Source organism: Paenibacillus zeisoli (assembly GCF_003994465.1).
Lineage (GTDB): Bacteria > Bacillota > Bacilli > Paenibacillales > Paenibacillaceae > Fontibacillus > Fontibacillus zeisoli.
The window spans coordinates 1-16,196 of sequence record NZ_RZNX01000010.1 but is presented as its reverse complement, the minus strand read 5'-3'; the positions used below and the strand labels follow the sequence as shown (position 1 = coordinate 16,196).

The window sequence follows — 16,196 nt, the reverse complement described above, 5'->3', positions numbered from 1 at the left end:
CTAAACCGTAAGCTCATTTACTGCCAGCCAGGCAATAATACGCTGATTGATTTGTTCTTCTGTCAATTCTGGGAACAAGCCCGCTTCTACTACAGCGTCATAAAGACGTTCCAGCGGCTCTCGCGGATCTGCTTTTTTGGCCTTCGCATCACTTTTAAGCAGTTCCCAGGTACTGATAATGAAGGCACGAGGGTAAATTTCCTGCTTATTAAAGAATGCATGAACTTGTTCAACGTCGGATAGGAAGCTCTCTCCGAAACGCTCGGCCACATTTCCGCGAAGCAAGGCAATTTCCACTTCGTACATCGGACGCTGGGTCTTAGCGTCTTTGCCAATCCAAGGCGTCTCCAGAATAAATGGACGGCCTTGAAGCTTCTCGTGGTGGACCACACGGCGAATCGCCTCAAATCCAATCCAGCCGGAGCCAATCGGAGTATGGCGATCTTTTCCTGCACCAACCGGGTTTTTACTATCATTAATATGCACCACTGCGATTCTGTCCAGACCTATAATTCTGTCGAATTCGTCCAGTACACCATCCAGGTTATTAACGATATCATAGCCGGCATCGTGAATGTGACACGTATCCATGCAGATCGTCAGACGTTCCTTATGCTCGACCTGATCGATGATCCGGGCAATCTCCTCAAAAGTTCGTCCAACCTCGGTTCCTTTTCCGGCCATAGTCTCAAGAGCAATGCTCACATCCGTCTCGGTTGTGCCGTTCAGCACTTTATTAAGTCCTGCAGCAATACGGTCGATTCCATAATCTACATCCTTGTCCGTGAATGCGCCCGGATGAAGCACAATGTTCCTTACACCCAATGCATGCGTACGGCGAATTTCCTCCTTAAGGAAATCGACCGCCAATTGGTATGTATTCTCCTTGTAAGAACCCAAATTTATGATGTAAGGGGCATGTACGACAATCTCGTCTATATTAGCCTCAGCCATAGCCGCTTTGCCTTCTTCAATAAATAGCGAGTCAACAGGCTTACGGCGGGTATTTTGCGGTGCGCCTGTGTATATCATGAAAGAGCTTGAGCCATATGAGGCTGCTTCGCCCGTGGCAGTTAGCAATCCCTTAGTGGATAACGATACATGGGAACCGATCTTCAGCACTTCTTTGTATCCCCCTTAGTTAATGAATTTGATTCAGTATATTTTAGCGTGAATATCGAAATAAATCTAGAAATAAGGTATAATTCCTAATAATTAATCGAATGTGCCGGTATGTACAGACTGATTGTGAATTTGAAAATTTGAGGTGAAAGTATAGATGTATCATTGGAACGTCTTCTCGATCGCGGTGTCGTCTGCGCCTGACCGCTGGTTCATGAACTCCATTGTTTTCTGGGGATTTATTATGCTGGGTGCCATGACCATTGGCGGATTCTTCATGTTCCGCAAATTTATGAAAGTGCTGCCAAAGGCAGATGGCAAGTCCAAGCTGGATTGGCAGAATTACTGGGTTGAGCGAAGCCGCCCGATGTGGACCGACGACGCCAAAGCTTTTCTGGATAAGCTGGTTTCCCCCGTCCCTCAGGCATTTCGGGATATTGCCAAACACTCCATCGCTGCTGAAATTGGCAAAATCGCGATAGAGAGCGGCGCATCTGAAGTGACTCGTGATCACTGTATCAAAGGATATATTGTAGCGACGCCAAAGCGTGACAACAAGTTCCTGGTTAAGTTTCTTAAGAAGAATGAGATTGATTATTCGCCTTACCAGCACTTAATGAATAAATGATAGAGATTCGCTTGAAAGACCTGAATGGACCCACCCTCTTGGCCTAGCGCCTCGGTGGGTTCTTTTTATAAGCTTAGTGTAGCCAGATGAAAGTGCCTATTAGTATGGATTTAATTACATACCTATATCGTGAATAGTAAGTAGTCATTGTTTATAATTCCATTCATTAAAGGAGGGGTCAATATGAGGATGGCTGTCTGCGGAGGAACCGGATTTATCGGGAGCGCTCTCGTGTCCTACTGGCTAGAGAAAGGTCATGAGATTATTATAGTTACACGCAAAAGTCCGGCATCTGATCGAAATAGGGCTGCTACTAACCCAACGTATATTACCTGGGAAGAACTCAAAAAGTCACCTGAGACTATGGAAGGCTTGGATGCATTGGTCAATTTGGCAGGCTCTTCACTTAATCAGCGTTGGACAGAGAAAGGCAAGAAGAGGATTCTTGACTCACGACTTCAATCAGTTCAAGCGATCGCAGCCCTGTTGGGTAAGCTTCAAAATAAGCCTGGGGTTATTGTTCAAGGTTCGGCAGTCGGTATTTACGGAACCTCACTAACTGAGGTATTCGATGAGAACAGTCCTACACTTAAGCAGGACTTCCTATCCGAAGTTACTTTGAAATGGGAGCATGAGGCCGAATCTTTGACGAACCAGGCTATTCGCTTGGTCACCCTGCGAACCGGTGTGGTTCTAGGCAATCAAGGAGGAGCCTATCCGCTTATGCGCTTGCCTTATCTGCTGGGGATAGGCGGAAGAGTGGGTACCGGCCAGCAATGGATGTCCTGGATTCATTTGAAGGATATGGTTCGGTTAATAGATTACTCCGTCATGAATCCGGCTGTCGCCGGGCCCATCAACGCCGTTAGCCCTTCCCCTGTAACTAATGAGGAGTTCGGCCGGACAACTGCAAAGGCAATCAATCGCCCCTACTGGTTCCCCCTTCCGGCTCTCTTGCTTAAGACTCTGTTAGGAGAGCAATCCACACTGCTGCTGGACGGACAGCGGGTGATGCCCCGCAAAGCACTGGAGCTTGGATTCACTTTTCAATTTCCCACTTTGATGGGAGCTCTTAATGATTTAAAAGGACAGAAATAATGGTTTAAAAGAGAACATATAAAGTACAATGACATGGCCCTGCGTATTATCACATGCATAGCTTGAAGCTTGTTGTAGCAATCGAGAACGTATTTCCAACTTCAAGAGGGTATTCCTTATATGGAGCGATAACCTCCCCCTGAAGCTTGGTCCCATTCCTTGAGCCCAGATCTCTAATTGAGCATTTCCTGCCCTGAATGGTCAGTTCAACATGAGCGCGTGAAGTCCCAACTGCCCTCTCAACATATTGGACGACCTCCTCAGATCGGCCGATCACAAAGGTAACTCCTGAAAGGATAATTTTCTCGGAATTCCCGCTTCCCTGCTCAACCCTTTCCAGATAAGGTGTTTGGGGATGATCACCCGTATTTCCCTGTCCATTAAGCAGAACTGTAGCTTGTCTTGATGGTGCAAGCATTTCCGTCTTCCCGCTGAGCTGATCGTAATAGCTGCTGCTTCCATCATCAGAATGATTCACATTTCTTAAGTCTGGTGCTTTAGTGGGGGCATAGCTTACGGGACTATGTGCGCCACTCTGTGTTTCCTTAAAATCAGGAATTTCTGCGTCTGCCGGATATGAGCTGCTGGCTACACCCTGCTCCCGGACCAGGAATTGATCATTCCACCGCCATTCTGTCTCATCCCAGCTCTTCGATCTAACTGTGTCTTCGTTTGTTTTTTTATTCTCATTCAGAAATTCATCGAGGTTCCATTTACCCCATCTCCCTTGATCTCCAGCTGCCTGTTCAACAGAAGATCCTGCATATCCTCCGTTACCTTCTACTTCCTCATGTCTGGACTTAAATTTACTGCCCAAGTCAGTTAAAGGTCTGTGTCCACTTAAGAACCAGATTACTGCAGCAATCACCAGAATGCTGATCCCCCCGCACATGTATAGTCCAGAGGTACCGGGATTATCGAGGTATAATAATTTCCACAACAGTGCCACAAAGAGTCCTGTCCCTAATAAGACATAGGTACGAATTGAAGATGAGCTCTTGGCCTGCGTCGGCTCCTCTCTCTCTGAATTGTCTCCCTCTTCCTGCTTCTTCATATTCGTCTCATGGATAATGCTCTTCATAGGAGGGTCAAGCGGGTGGAGGCTTCTGCTTGCGTTCTTTGCAAAAGGTTGGCTGACTGTCTGATTTCTCTTGTTCATGAACAGCTCATGGTTAGAATTTAAAGCCCGCTTGGAACTCTCAGCTTCAGGATAATTCTTCTCGCCATCTCCGGCAAGCAGCTCCCGGAGGAGCTTTCTAAACCCAGCCAGGGAAAACAGGTCACTTCCGCAGAACTGCATGATTTTCTGTACACCTGTCCCCTCAAGTACGGATACCGATGTGATGAGCTTCATGATCAATGAGAGGATCTGACTCTGGATCGGCTCCGAGTTAAATTCTTCCTGCACAGGAATGTACGTAAGAAATACTTTCCCGAAATTCAAGCTGCCGTCTACAAATAAGTAATTCTCCTCAAGCCAGTAATTCGCTGGCTGTAACATATACTGCTTGGATTCATCCAGAGCATTTACCAATTGAAGAAGGAGAACGTAGAACTCCGGCATGCTGATCTTCTCACTCTTCATACACTGCGACAGCATTCTTTTGCCGGTAATATCGTAATGGAAACTTACTTTAAGATCGACTTCCTTTACGTCGAGTTGGAGCAGATGCGGAATTGCTGTGGAAGCGATCATACCGCACTGTACTCGGCTGAGCTCAGTTGGCACGAGCCCCTCTTCTTTTGAGAGAACCATATATGTTCCGCCACTGCGTACGTAATCAGTCTGCAAACTTAGCAATTTAAGACCTCCTTAAACTTTACAAGTAGTAGTAAGCAGTCAACACACCTGGCAACACCGCAAGCATGAAGGGAAAGCTCAGCATATCGCTCTCCTTGCTCTTAAGGGGTCCAAGCCCTCTAAGGATGATGGCCCCCATTACACTATTCAGCACTCCTCTTACCCTTCGAATGGCTTCTCTTCTCCAGATCAGAATCACGAGGCCTAAGACTCCGGCAAAAATAATAGAGTAGACCAGAGAGGTAACTGTAAAGCCCGTTCCCATCCAGGCCCCAATTCCTGCGAACAGCTTCACATCTCCACCTCCTACCGCTCCGCTCCAGTACAGGATTAGCATGATCCCGAATCCAACGCCTGCCCCTTTAAGCCCACTAGCAAGCCCGACCCAGCCATCAGTCCATATTTGGTACGTTACTCCCGTTATCATCGCAGGAACCGTGAGCTTATTCGGAATCTTCATATATCTAATATCCGTAACAAAGGCCGCTAGCAGAAAAATCAAACAACCCACAAATCCTATTTCCATAAAGTCTCCTCCGATTACTTACTTCTTACTGCCTTTTCCAGTCACCTGAAAACTATCCGTTGTCCGCACACCTTCATTTGTCTCCAGCACAAACGTCCAAGTCCCATGTGTGGTGTTCCCGGATATCAGCCATTTCCATTCCAAATTGCCTGATGAATCCGCAACAGCTTCTCCCAGGTATTTTGCGACGCTCTTGCCACTCTTGTAGTACACAGTTAAAGTCACTTTACTGCCAGGCTCGGCTCTTGCCTGAATAAGTGCCTGGTTCCCCGTATAAGCAGGATCGGGCTTGGACAAGACCACGGCCGCCTGACCCTTCTTATCTGCTCCTTCCCCAGCCGCATTATCATCCGATTGCTCATTGGTATCCCCAATCCAGAGTCGTTCCACGGCTTTAGATTGAAGCACAATCTTATCCGAGGTGAACGGCACTTTAATAGGCAATTCATAGCTGATTTCTAGGCCAAAGTAGGGGTTCTTACCCGTCTTCAAATCCGGCACAATGACCTGACTGACATGCATCCGATCTTCGTTAAGAATCGTACCCTCCGTAAAAGGGTGCAGCAGCGGCTTTATCACTGGATCAAGAAGCGCTTCAGACAGCTGATTCTTAAGATCCTGCAGCGGTTCATCTCCTTTGGCAGCAGCCTCCCTAACCCAATCCGAGAATGGAGGCTGCATTTGCGAGGTGAATTTGGCAGCCCATTCGGATAATGAAACTTTGGGCATCTGAAGATTGACTTGGTCTTCCTCCCCTTCTCCCTTATCTTCCTGGGACTTAACAGCCAGCGCGATAGGATACATCGAAGTAGACACCTGCTTCACCGCATTCGAGACCACATTATGCATTTGTGTAGAAATCACGGTCATCTGCACCATATAGATAAGAAAAAATATAAACAGCAGAAATACAGGCAGTACAAGCGACGCCTCAAGTACAATACTTCCCCGGACATTACGCCACGCTCTAATAGGAGTAGTCCGCTTTTTTAACCGCATAATATTGATTCCCTTCCACCCGTCCTTCAAGAACTCCGGACGCATTGAGGGCTTTGGCTACCCCTGGCAAAAACCACAGCGGCATTGCGATCGTAACCTCACTCGAAATATAAGTGTTCCGCTGATCAGGGTTAATTCCGGTATTAAGCCTGATCAAAGCAAGCATTCGGGAAAGCCGCTCATCACTTTGTCCGTGAAGAAGCATAAATATCCTTAAATAATCCCGGTAGCTAAGCTCAACCTTGAAATAATCACTTAGAGGGATACTCCCTTTCTCACACAGGGTCACCATATCCTGAATAGCATGTTCTATGCCGTACAGCAGGGCCAAGGCAAGTATCAACAGTGGATTGCCCGCCGAGCTGTTCTTAATAAAGCCTTCCATGGTTCTAACTGCCAATCTGGATGCAAAAATCTCTCCATAGGCCGCTGCAACATTCCCTCCAGGGTTATGAAAGCCATAAAGGATATACTCCATTTCCTGCTGCTCAGGGCCAAATTGATCTAACACGCTGTTAAGCGAACCTGAGCCGCCGCTCTTCACGATGTCTTTCAGCTTCGTCACATCAAAGTGTTCAAAATAATCGGCTGCGTATTCCATCTGGTAACAATTATCTGTCATTCCGCTTAGAAGGGATGACATAGATCCATATAGACTATCCATATTGTCCATCGATTGCTGGCCTGAAGCGTAAGGGTCACTGCTTGAAGAGGCCTGGCCTGCCCCGCCGGAGCTGCCCGTGGCATTTAAATTGATGTTCTCTTTGAAATAGCCTTCGAGAGTATTAAACTCCTCTTGCTTGGCATCCATCTTATCCTTCAATCCGGATAACTGCTTAAGTATGTTTCCAGCTTGTTCAAGCTTTCCCTTAGCTTCCTGCTCCGTTTTCTTACGGGCCTCATCGTAACTTCTATAGGACTCAATCTGCTTCGACTCTTGATCTAGCGCTCCGCCCGAGTCCACAAACTTTCGAAGATAATTATCTGCCTCTTGTCCTGTAGTCATAATCGAATTCTTGATTGGCCCTGAACTGCCTGTAATGCTATGAAGCGATCCTTCCTGTGTTAGAAGTCTACTTACTTGCCCATCAAGACGAGTAAAGCTCACTCTTTGATCTTCAATATTCGTCTCTATTTGGGTAAGCAGACTATCAGGAAGAAGAAGCTTCCTGCTCTGCTCCCTAATCTTCCTGATCTCTTCACTTCCCGCCTGGTCTGCTCCAGATACACCTGTGCCTACCTGGTCATATCCGTTATTCGCGGAGCGATTCTCTGAATCTATAATTACTTGCTTCATCTGGTCATTAATGAGCTTGACTTGCTCAGCAAGCTCTTTGGCAGCAGGGAGATGATCTTGATGCTTCTCTGCCGCATTTCTGTGACCTCTGGTTACATGATTAAAAGCTTGTGAAACTCCATTTGTATAGGACGAAATTTGTGTATCATACATTCTATCTACTGGCTTTCTCTTACTATCTTCTTCTGTCTTGGATTTGTAATCTTCGAACTGCGCTGCTGCATCCCTTAGGGAAGAGATGCTTCCATTTAACGGCTCATCCGGAATCGATGAGGTCCCTCTACTTGTCACCCATGAAGAAAGCTCCTGTACCGCGGCCGCAGATTTCTTCTGGTGGTCGACCAGCTGATTAAGCTTATCCTCACGCTCATCATAAAGCTTTTGAAGTTTACCCATCACATCCACCGTATTGGAAGCTTCTTTCATCACGCTCGACATCGGTTTAAACTTATTCACGACCTCAATCGTGAAGTCAATGGGAGCCTTATATTTCATTTGTTCACGAATCTGCTGGGTAAAGACCGGGTAGGTTCCCAGCGGCCGCTCCAGCTGAACCGATGAGCTATCCAGCTTCGCCTTCATAATCGACAGGTCATCACTGCGGGTGAGCAGGCTGAACTCATCTTTAAGCACTTTAGACATAATGTAGTTCTCGTCGGTTCCTCCATAAGCAAATAAACCATAGCGATCAAGGAGATCCGGGTCGTAAGCCGAGAGAACAGAGCGTACCGCGGCATGGGAAATCTGCTCACTTTGGGCCTGGAGAGCCGACATTCGTGAGTAATCAATAAATATGGAGACAAATGCAAAGATGAAAGCAAAAATAATAATCAAAAATATAGTTACAGCACCGCGCTCAGAGCGCTCCTTGTCAAACATGTACTCCCCTTCTTTCACTCCTGACCGGTACTCTATTTGGCATACTGCTTCAGAGCCGCTCCAGCTTCTTTCGAGCTTGCTCCCGATCCCTTCCGGCTCTTGAATTTGGCAGCATAGTACCTCCCCAGGTCAACAGTACGAATCCATTCTGTGGGTTCAACAACATAGGAGGACGCTTGTCCAAGCTGCTTCAGATCGCTGTCCATGGCTCGTTCCAGTGGAGCTAGGTGAATTAGCCTATCCAGCGAAACAGTCACCCTTCTGAACAGCAGATTCCTGCTGTATTCCATCGTTCCATTAATGTGTGATGGCACCTCTTGACCTGTATGACTTAGCTTGGTTGCAGCCAGTGAATCACCTGTCCCACTCGAGGGCAGGGAGAGAGAGGATGGCTGCCCACCGCCCGCCCAGCCGAACAAAGCCTGTACCATCGAGTCGTCCGTTAATCTCCAGTACAATCCATCATGCTTATCTGCTTGCACGGCGCCCGTTCGGGCATCCCTGTAGCTGTTATCCCAGGTATTGGCCGCACGTTCAGCCGCAACAGCAGCTGTCTGCTGAAGAATGGAGGTCTGGTACAAGTATAGGCAGAGAAACAGCAGCAGCATCGTGCACATCAGAACAATTGGCATGACTAACGAGGCCTCAAGCGTAAAACTACCTCTTATATCTCTCTTCAGTCTTTGGATCATTCTCCATCCATAAATTCGTCCGTCTTCGATCCTGCCTTTGACAACAAGTTCTTAACAATATTAGAGAGCTGTTCTCTAAAAATAACGGCTATGATTACAATTACCGCGATGATCAAGATAATCTCAAGCATCCCGAGCCCCTTCTCATCCTTCCACAACCGCTTCATTTTCCCTTGAATTGTCGTCAACATTCTATTTCCTCCTAAGTAAGTTCAAATAGTTAATCTCTTTATAAGCTCATAGCCATAAAGGCCGGTGTACCAACCAGAACAACAATGATCAAAAAAAGCAGCAGCATAGGGAACACAAGCTTGGATGAGGCCTGCTCTCCGCGGGTCCGGCTGACCGCCTTGCGCTTCTCCCATAAAGAATGAGACAAGTCACGAAGAGCGAGTGCGAAATCGCTCCCCCCACGACGGAAGTTAAGCAGCACTGCCGTGGTAAAAGCGGATACTTCCTGTATGCCGCAGCGTTTGCTGAAGCTTTCCAAGGCCTGCTGAAACGAATATCCACTATCCATCTCGCGTGACATTTGAAGCAATTCTCGGTAGAGAGGGTGGTTATCTTGATCCCGTTTGCGCTCAAGACAATGCCGAATTGCCTTCTGCACCGTCTCCCCGGCCCCAACAAGCAGAATAATCTTATTCAGCAGTTCCGGGAGCTCCACAATGATCTCCTGTTCCCTTCTAACGACCTTCCGGTGCAAATCTGTAACCAACGCTGCCGGGATCAGCACGGCAAGCATGACTCCAATTCCAAACCCAGCTGGATCCCCTCCCATGAGAAGAGAGAATATGGTGCCTGCAGTCAGCATAAGCCATGAATAGGAAAGCATCTCCGCCAGAAATATAAGCGTGAAATCACCTACTCTACGCTCTCCGCACATTTTCTGGACTGACCGCTGTACTTTGAAAAAGAACATCGGAAAGCGTCCGGCAAACCGCACTCTATCCAACAAGTAGAGCATGGGGGGAGCCAGCTTCTGAAGTCTGAGGCCATCCATTTGGAATTCTCCACAGTCCTTGAAAGATCGTGCTGATTTGTGATACAAGAGTCCCCAACTGGCGCCGAGTGTACTTAGAACAACTATCCACGTAAGCAATCAAGCGCCCTCCTATATTCGTATATTCATAATCTTATTGATCAGCCAGAAGCACCCTCCGAACATGAGCAGAGCAATCCCCGAAATGAATAGTCCAATACCGCTGTATAAGGGCTGCATATAGTCCGGTGAAGAGAAGTTCATGAACAGCAGGAAAAAGATCGGTGCTCCGAGCAGCGCTTTGGACTCAAATCGCTTTTGTGCAATCATGACGGAGATTTCCTGGCTGATGTCCAGCTTCTCGCTAATAATGCCGGAGGTCCGCCGCACAATTTCTACGAGATCGCCACCTGTTCTTTTGCAGGTTGTGAACACATCGGCAAAATTCGTAATATCTTCGATCCCCGCACGCTGGCTAAAATCCTGCAGCGCCTCCTCTACAGGCTGCCCATACTCCATTCTTGTGCAAATAATATGAAGCTCCGAAATGAGATCATTTCGTGCATCCGGATATAAAAGACGCAGATCAGAGATCGCTTCGCGGAATCCATTCTCAACCGAGCGGCCTGCCGCTAGCGAAGAAGAAAGAGAGTACAAAGCCTGTTTGAAGTGCAGGGACAGCGCCTCTCTTCTTTTTGTCAGAAGATACTTACTCCAGAATTTAGGGGCATGTACTCCGCCAATCCCCACAATAGCGGACAGAAGCCAGGCATGAAAGAATATATATCCTACCGTAAAAAGCACGATTCCGCCTGCAATCATACTGATCGTCTTTTGACGGGGTGATAGAATGTGCACCTTGTAATCGGGGAGTACTGATGCAGCACTGCTTTTCACGGGTGTATGGCTACGCTGGGCATGAACTTTCATTAGGCAGCCGCTCCCTTTCATATTTATTGCCTGGAAGTCCTGCCATGCTAAGCTTGGAGGTATGATGAAGAGAATTACCCGTTGGCACTAGTCCGCCAAGAATACGTCCTCCCTGTTCTCCAGTCTCCCTAAAACCATAAATCGAGTTCAGAATTACTTCCCCGTCCTTCATGCCTATCACCTCTGAAATCTCAGTCACCCGGCGGGAACGGTCCCTTAAGCGGGACAAATGTACAAAAATATCAATGGCCGAGCTGATCTGCTGCCTTACCACCTGGATCGGAAGCTCTGCTCCGCTCAGAACCATAGTCTCCAGCCGGCTGATCATATCAGACGTGCTGTTCGCGTGGCCTGTAGAGAGACTCCCATCATGCCCAGTATTCATTGCCTGTAACATATCAAGTGCCTCCTGCCCCCGCACCTCGCCCACGACCACCCGGTTGGGCCGCATACGCAGAGAAGACCGAATCAAATCCCGAACAGATATTTCACCCTTGCCCTCTGTATTCGAATTGCGTGTCTCCAGCGATACAAGATTAGGGACGGTCGTAATTTGCAGCTCTGCCGAGTCTTCAATCGTAATCACACGTTCATCCGAAGGGATATACTGAGATAAAGCATTCAGAAAGGTCGTCTTTCCCGAGCCTGTTCCTCCGCTGACGAAGATATTATATTTGCTCCGAACAAGATCTTGGAGAAATACTGCCGCTTCTTCGCTCAGTGATCCAGTAGCGACAATATCATTCATAGTCATCGGCTGCTCAGGGAATTTACGAATCGTCATGGTGGGTCCCTTCAGCGCAACTGGCGGAAGTACCACATTCACCCGTGATCCATCCTTGAGACGGGCATCGACAATCGGCGTCGATTCATTCACTACGCGGTTCACTGCCGACACGATGGACTGGATAATATCCTCAAGGCGTTCTCTGGATTCAAATTTCATATCGATCTGGCTCACATGCCCCTTACGCTCGATAAAAATTTCCTGATGGCTGTTAATCATAATTTCCGTAATGGACTTATCCTCCACCAGAGGCTGAAGAACGTCTAGTCCCCGAAAAGAATCGTAGACTCTGCGAACTACCTTCCTCTTATCCGCCGCGGTCAGATCTTTGACTTGCTTATCCCGAAGCACCCGGAGCTCGATATGCTCCATGAGCTCACTGTCACTCATACTTGAAGTGACATCGAGACCTGCTCTAATCTCGCCGCGAAGCTGTCTGAACCACTGCTCCGTCATTTCCATTCTCCTCCTAGCACAGGATCAGTTCGGCTGCCTGACACCTCCATAATCTGGCTGCACAGCTTCATCAGATCACGCTGATATTCCGGCGAACGAAACAGCACCTCCCAGGAATCCAACTGCTTCCAAGCAGGAATATAAGGCAGAGTTAGATAAGGAACTACCTTCTCAAGCGGGAGTTGGTTCACCAGATTTCCCAGGTACCGGTTGACAGTGAAAATAGACTTCTGAATTAGAGCCGTATAGAGATCCCCCCTCGTTCGCTCAAGGTGAGCAAGCCATCGGTCAGTCCTGTGAACAGAGCCGATATCATCCAAGATCAACCAGATCAGCTGATCGCAGCGCTCCAGTATCCCCTCGGTTCTCTCAGACGGATAACTATCCGTATCCAGCACGATATAGTCATAGATACCGCTGCTGACAAGGCAATCAATAAGCCGCATCGTATGTTCACGGGAAAGTTCCAATAATTCATTTAAATTTGAGAGCGGCTCGAACATAGCCACCTGAAGCGCAGGTTGACGGATGACATAATCTGCAGCAGACAGGGCCAGCCTCTCCCCCTTATCTTCCGCAGCCTGCAGATCATAAAGAAGACGGGCCAGTCCACTCATATCTTGCTCTTGTCTTCCTGAAGCCTCGGAGAGCCCGCTTCCAGCACTCTCCAGATTCAGATACAGCACCTCCAGCCCTTCTGAGCTGAGCTGTCTACTAAGCTGTAGAGCTGTAGTTGACTTGCCACTGCCTCCGCTAACCGAATAGACTGCGATCACACTTGTGCTGCCAGAAGGGGTTGCCAAAGGCTTTCGCTGGCCTTGCACAGCCGTCAGTATGGAGGTGAGCAGCTCCTTCAGCGGTTGATATTTATGTAGAACAACAACACCTTCCTGCCTATCACGCTCTCCTTCAATGAGGCTTATTCTGAGTATCTCCCTCTCTCCTGCCGGAGGAGTCCAGGCTTCCAGATACATAGAATCTGCTACAACTGCATCAGGCACTTCACCGGCATCCATCATTCTCTTCACAAAGGCCTCTACCTTGCTAAACGCCGTTACCCTTATCTTCTGGCTGAATTCACTGCACCTGACGTAATGCATTAACGCTTCAATATAAAATTCATCCTGCACGGCAAGCACAATCCTTACAGGAACCATCTACTCATCCCCCTAATGAACAACAAAAAAAAGCACCGTTCAAAAACCGATAACTCGGTTCATGAACGGTGCTTCCGTTGCCGTTGTTCCTTAATTTTACAGTTAGAATATCATAATTATATAAAGCTAGCAAGTCCTTATTATACATTTGACTATCAGCTAATCTGTTAATCCAGAAATCTTTCCCTGATCTCCTTAGTCGGGACCATGCAGGCATCATCCTTGCCGAACCATCGATACCTATTGCGTGCAACAATATCATACACCGCATCCCTAATGAAGGGCGGAATTACGACGAATACATACCACAATGGCCACGGAAAAGGGAGCAATCGTGCGAGTCTCAGAGCCGCCTTGGAACCTGTGTAATAGTGCCCGTCTTCAATAAATACAAATGTACTGTACGAATCAAGCGGCATCCCGCCTTGTTCAAGAAGTCTTTGCCCCGCGTCCGATTGCAGGGACGCAAACCGCAGACGCCCGGCATGGTCACGTTTAATTAGGAATTTCGTAAGTCCCTGGCACAGATGACAAACCCCGTCTACCAATACAATCGGTCCTTGATCTGCAATATGATTGAGACGGCTCATATCCACCCTCCTACCTGTGTATCAGCTTATACAAAGTGCAAGGACAACCTAGAATTTGGTTAAAATATAAAGAAGAGCGCTACACTGGTCAGTACTGCACCTTCTATTATCTTAATAGAAAAAAGGCGCGAGGTTAACCCCCGCACCTTGTTTATCTGCCTAACGCCCGTGTTATTTGGCTTCCGCTTTATCCAAATATTGTCCGTCTACGATCTGTTGTCCGATATCTCCGGCAAAGTTATCCATGCATTTGCAAATGAAATCTTTGCGGCAAATCGGGCAAGGACTTTGAAGAAGACGGCTAATGTTCGTAAGCTTCCATTCCGGATAGCGATGATAGAACACGCGGCACTTCGTTCCATCGACCATTTTGACAATAAATTCGTACAAGCCATCCTTCTGGTTGCTGCTGGCTTCGGTCACGTTCTCAACAATTGGTCTGTAAGACATGCTCATCACCCGTTTAATTAAATTTCGATCTTTTTTCAGTACTTAGACATATTAAATAATTTTAGGCGGCATGTCAACTAAGCTAAATATTGTTCGTTATTATTATTGCTGGCCAAGTAGCCTTTTATTCCGGAGCGGCATACATATAAATACCGGACAAATGCCTTTGAACACGAAGCATCACAGCCCATTAAAAATAATTAGCAATAAAACGTTTTCACCAAAAAGTTTCCCTAGACAAAAACTATTGTAGGTGTACAATATGAGTGAAAGCACTAATAACGGATTAAATTATCAATGAAGAGGTGATTTCTATGGAGGATTTGCAAGAAAGTACCGCTGGGCGTTTGCCCGGCTGGAGATCAAATCAAGGACTTCCATCGCTTCCGGAAGCGCATCGCTCTCTTCGGATTCCAACCAATGCCAAGTGGTTCAGAAAGTTCCTGGCCTTTGCAGGGCCCGGCTACATGGTGGCCGTTGGCTACATGGACCCCGGCAACTGGGCAACGGATATCGAAGGAGGCTCGCGATTCGGCTATACGCTGCTCTCTGTTATTTTAATTTCCAACCTGATGGCTATACTTCTTCAGTCCCTGGCGGGTAAGCTCGGAATTGTCACAGGGAAGGATTTGGCGCAAGCCTGCAGAGACAATTACTCCAAACCGGTTGTCTGGGGACTGTGGATTTTGTGTGAGCTGGCCATCGCGGCTTGTGATCTGGCAGAAGTCATTGGTACCGCCATTGCGCTCAACTTATTATTCGGCCTGCCTTTACTATACGGGGTCATCATAACCGCGGTAGACGTCCTGCTGATTCTGATCCTGCAGAATAAAGGATTCCGGTTCCTTGAAATGCTAATCATTGTGCTGATTGCAACCATTGCCGTCTGCTTTGGTATTGATCTGTTCCTTACAGGTCCGAATATGGGGAGTGTTCTTACGGGTTATATTCCAAGTGCTGAAGTGATCAGCAATCCACAGATGCTCTATGTCGCCATTGCTATTCTCGGGGCTACGGTCATGCCTCACAACTTATACCTGCATTCTTCTATCGTTCAGACTCGTCAATTTGACCAGTCAGCCATCGGCAAACGTCAAGCCATCAAGTATATGACCTGGGATTCGACGATCGCCTTAACTTTTGCACTATTTATTAACTCCGCGATTCTCATCGTCTCGGCAGCAGCTTTTCATACCAGCGGTCTGACCGAAGTTACGGACATCGGTGATGCCTATCATCTGCTAACACCAATTGTAGGAACTACCTTGGGAAGCATCATGTTCGCAGTAGCCCTTCTGGCCTCAGGTCAGAACTCGACGCTTACCGGTACACTTGCGGGTCAAATTGTAATGGAAGGCTTCATTAATATCCGACTCAAGCCGTGGCTGCGCCGTCTAATTACGCGCTTGATCGCCATTATACCGGCAGTTATCGTAACTGCCATATATGGAGATTCTGGAGTCCAGGACTTATTGATTTTCAGCCAGGTCATTCTTTCCTTACAGCTCCCTTTTGCCGTTGTTCCTCTGGTGAAATTTACGGGCAGTAAAATAAAGATGGGCGAGTTCGCCAACAAAACGTGGATTAACATCCTAGCTTGGGTCGTAACAGGAATCATTATTACACTTAATGTTTATTTGCTGGTTCAGACGATTACTTCATAAGCTCGAAAATAAGCCCCCGAACTCCTCTAATGGGAGACCGGGGGCCTTCTTATATCTTAGATAAAAAAGAACGATCTCTTTGCAATCTGCAAAAAGATCGTTCCTTCAATTCAATATGCGGTCGAGAGGACTCGAACC

The 16,196-nt window shown here is 47.4% G+C and carries 16 protein-coding genes; 3 read left to right on the top strand and 13 right to left on the bottom strand.

Annotation, left to right across the window (positions count from 1 at the left end):
* A complete protein-coding gene (locus tag EJP77_RS17360) occupies nucleotides 1–1,122 on the bottom strand; it encodes a deoxyribonuclease IV (protein ID WP_127200526.1) in 1,122 nt (373 codons plus the stop codon).
* 157 nt (nucleotides 1,123–1,279) lie between these two features.
* Between EJP77_RS17360 and EJP77_RS17355 the strand changes: the two genes are divergently transcribed.
* Nucleotides 1,280–1,750, top strand: coding sequence for a DUF2621 domain-containing protein (locus EJP77_RS17355; protein ID WP_127200525.1), 471 nt, complete (start codon nucleotides 1,280–1,282; stop codon nucleotides 1,748–1,750).
* Between the two features lie 183 nt (nucleotides 1,751–1,933).
* Nucleotides 1,934–2,848 (top strand): TIGR01777 family oxidoreductase, encoded by a 915-nt coding sequence (locus tag EJP77_RS17350; RefSeq protein WP_127200524.1) that lies wholly within the window; start codon nucleotides 1,934–1,936, stop codon nucleotides 2,846–2,848.
* 49 nt (nucleotides 2,849–2,897) lie between these two features.
* On the opposite strand, the gene EJP77_RS17345 is transcribed toward EJP77_RS17350, so the two are convergent.
* The 12 genes from EJP77_RS17345 to EJP77_RS17290 form a co-directional block, all read right to left on the bottom strand.
* The gene (locus EJP77_RS17345) at nucleotides 2,898–4,649 is read right to left on the bottom strand and encodes a DUF6382 domain-containing protein (RefSeq protein WP_127200523.1); all 1,752 of its coding nucleotides are present in this window, start codon (nucleotides 4,647–4,649) and stop codon (nucleotides 2,898–2,900) included.
* 19 nt (nucleotides 4,650–4,668) lie between these two features.
* The gene (locus EJP77_RS17340) at nucleotides 4,669–5,175 is read right to left on the bottom strand and encodes an A24 family peptidase (RefSeq protein WP_127200522.1); all 507 of its coding nucleotides are present in this window, start codon (nucleotides 5,173–5,175) and stop codon (nucleotides 4,669–4,671) included.
* 18 nt (nucleotides 5,176–5,193) lie between these two features.
* Nucleotides 5,194–6,174, bottom strand: coding sequence for a TadE/TadG family type IV pilus assembly protein (locus EJP77_RS17335; RefSeq protein WP_127200521.1), 981 nt, complete (start codon nucleotides 6,172–6,174; stop codon nucleotides 5,194–5,196).
* On the bottom strand, nucleotides 6,143–8,350 hold the full coding sequence (locus EJP77_RS17330; RefSeq protein WP_127200520.1) for a hypothetical protein: 2,208 nt from the start codon (nucleotides 8,348–8,350) through the stop codon (nucleotides 6,143–6,145). Before EJP77_RS17330 ends, EJP77_RS17335 begins: the two co-directional genes overlap by 32 nt.
* A 32-nt stretch (nucleotides 8,351–8,382) precedes the next feature.
* Nucleotides 8,383–9,042: a TadE/TadG family type IV pilus assembly protein gene (locus EJP77_RS17325; protein ID WP_127200519.1), complete on the bottom strand. Its 660-nt coding sequence runs from the start codon at nucleotides 9,040–9,042 to the stop codon at nucleotides 8,383–8,385.
* Nucleotides 9,039–9,233 carry a Flp1 family type IVb pilin gene (locus EJP77_RS17320; RefSeq protein WP_127200518.1) on the bottom strand — a complete coding sequence of 65 codons (195 nt, stop codon included), beginning with the start codon at nucleotides 9,231–9,233 and terminating at the stop codon, nucleotides 9,039–9,041. The genes EJP77_RS17325 and EJP77_RS17320 overlap by 4 nt, the downstream gene beginning before the upstream one ends.
* A 38-nt stretch (nucleotides 9,234–9,271) precedes the next feature.
* Nucleotides 9,272–10,144: a type II secretion system F family protein gene (locus EJP77_RS17315; protein WP_246021927.1), complete on the bottom strand. Its 873-nt coding sequence runs from the start codon at nucleotides 10,142–10,144 to the stop codon at nucleotides 9,272–9,274.
* Nucleotides 10,145–10,156: 12 nt separating this feature from the next.
* Nucleotides 10,157–10,954, bottom strand: coding sequence for a type II secretion system F family protein (locus tag EJP77_RS17310; protein WP_185897388.1), 798 nt, complete (start codon nucleotides 10,952–10,954; stop codon nucleotides 10,157–10,159).
* Nucleotides 10,932–12,197, bottom strand: coding sequence for a TadA family conjugal transfer-associated ATPase (locus tag EJP77_RS17305; RefSeq protein ID WP_127200516.1), 1,266 nt, complete (start codon nucleotides 12,195–12,197; stop codon nucleotides 10,932–10,934). The genes EJP77_RS17310 and EJP77_RS17305 overlap by 23 nt, the downstream gene beginning before the upstream one ends.
* On the bottom strand, nucleotides 12,194–13,354 hold the full coding sequence (locus EJP77_RS17300; RefSeq protein WP_127200515.1) for an AAA family ATPase: 1,161 nt from the start codon (nucleotides 13,352–13,354) through the stop codon (nucleotides 12,194–12,196). Before EJP77_RS17300 ends, EJP77_RS17305 begins: the two co-directional genes overlap by 4 nt.
* Before the next feature lie 167 nt (nucleotides 13,355–13,521).
* Complete coding sequence (locus EJP77_RS17295) at nucleotides 13,522–13,944, bottom strand: thiol-disulfide oxidoreductase DCC family protein (protein ID WP_127200514.1); 423 nt, start codon at nucleotides 13,942–13,944, stop codon at nucleotides 13,522–13,524.
* A gap of 171 nt (nucleotides 13,945–14,115) precedes the next feature.
* Nucleotides 14,116–14,394: a hypothetical protein gene (locus EJP77_RS17290; RefSeq protein ID WP_127200513.1), complete on the bottom strand. Its 279-nt coding sequence runs from the start codon at nucleotides 14,392–14,394 to the stop codon at nucleotides 14,116–14,118.
* A 314-nt stretch (nucleotides 14,395–14,708) separates the two neighbouring features.
* On the opposite strand from EJP77_RS17290, the gene EJP77_RS17285 reads away from it, so the two are divergent.
* Nucleotides 14,709–16,058, top strand: a complete 1,350-nt coding sequence (locus EJP77_RS17285) for an Nramp family divalent metal transporter (RefSeq protein WP_127200512.1) — start codon at nucleotides 14,709–14,711, stop codon at nucleotides 16,056–16,058.
* Nucleotides 16,059–16,196: the final 138 nt, after the last annotated feature.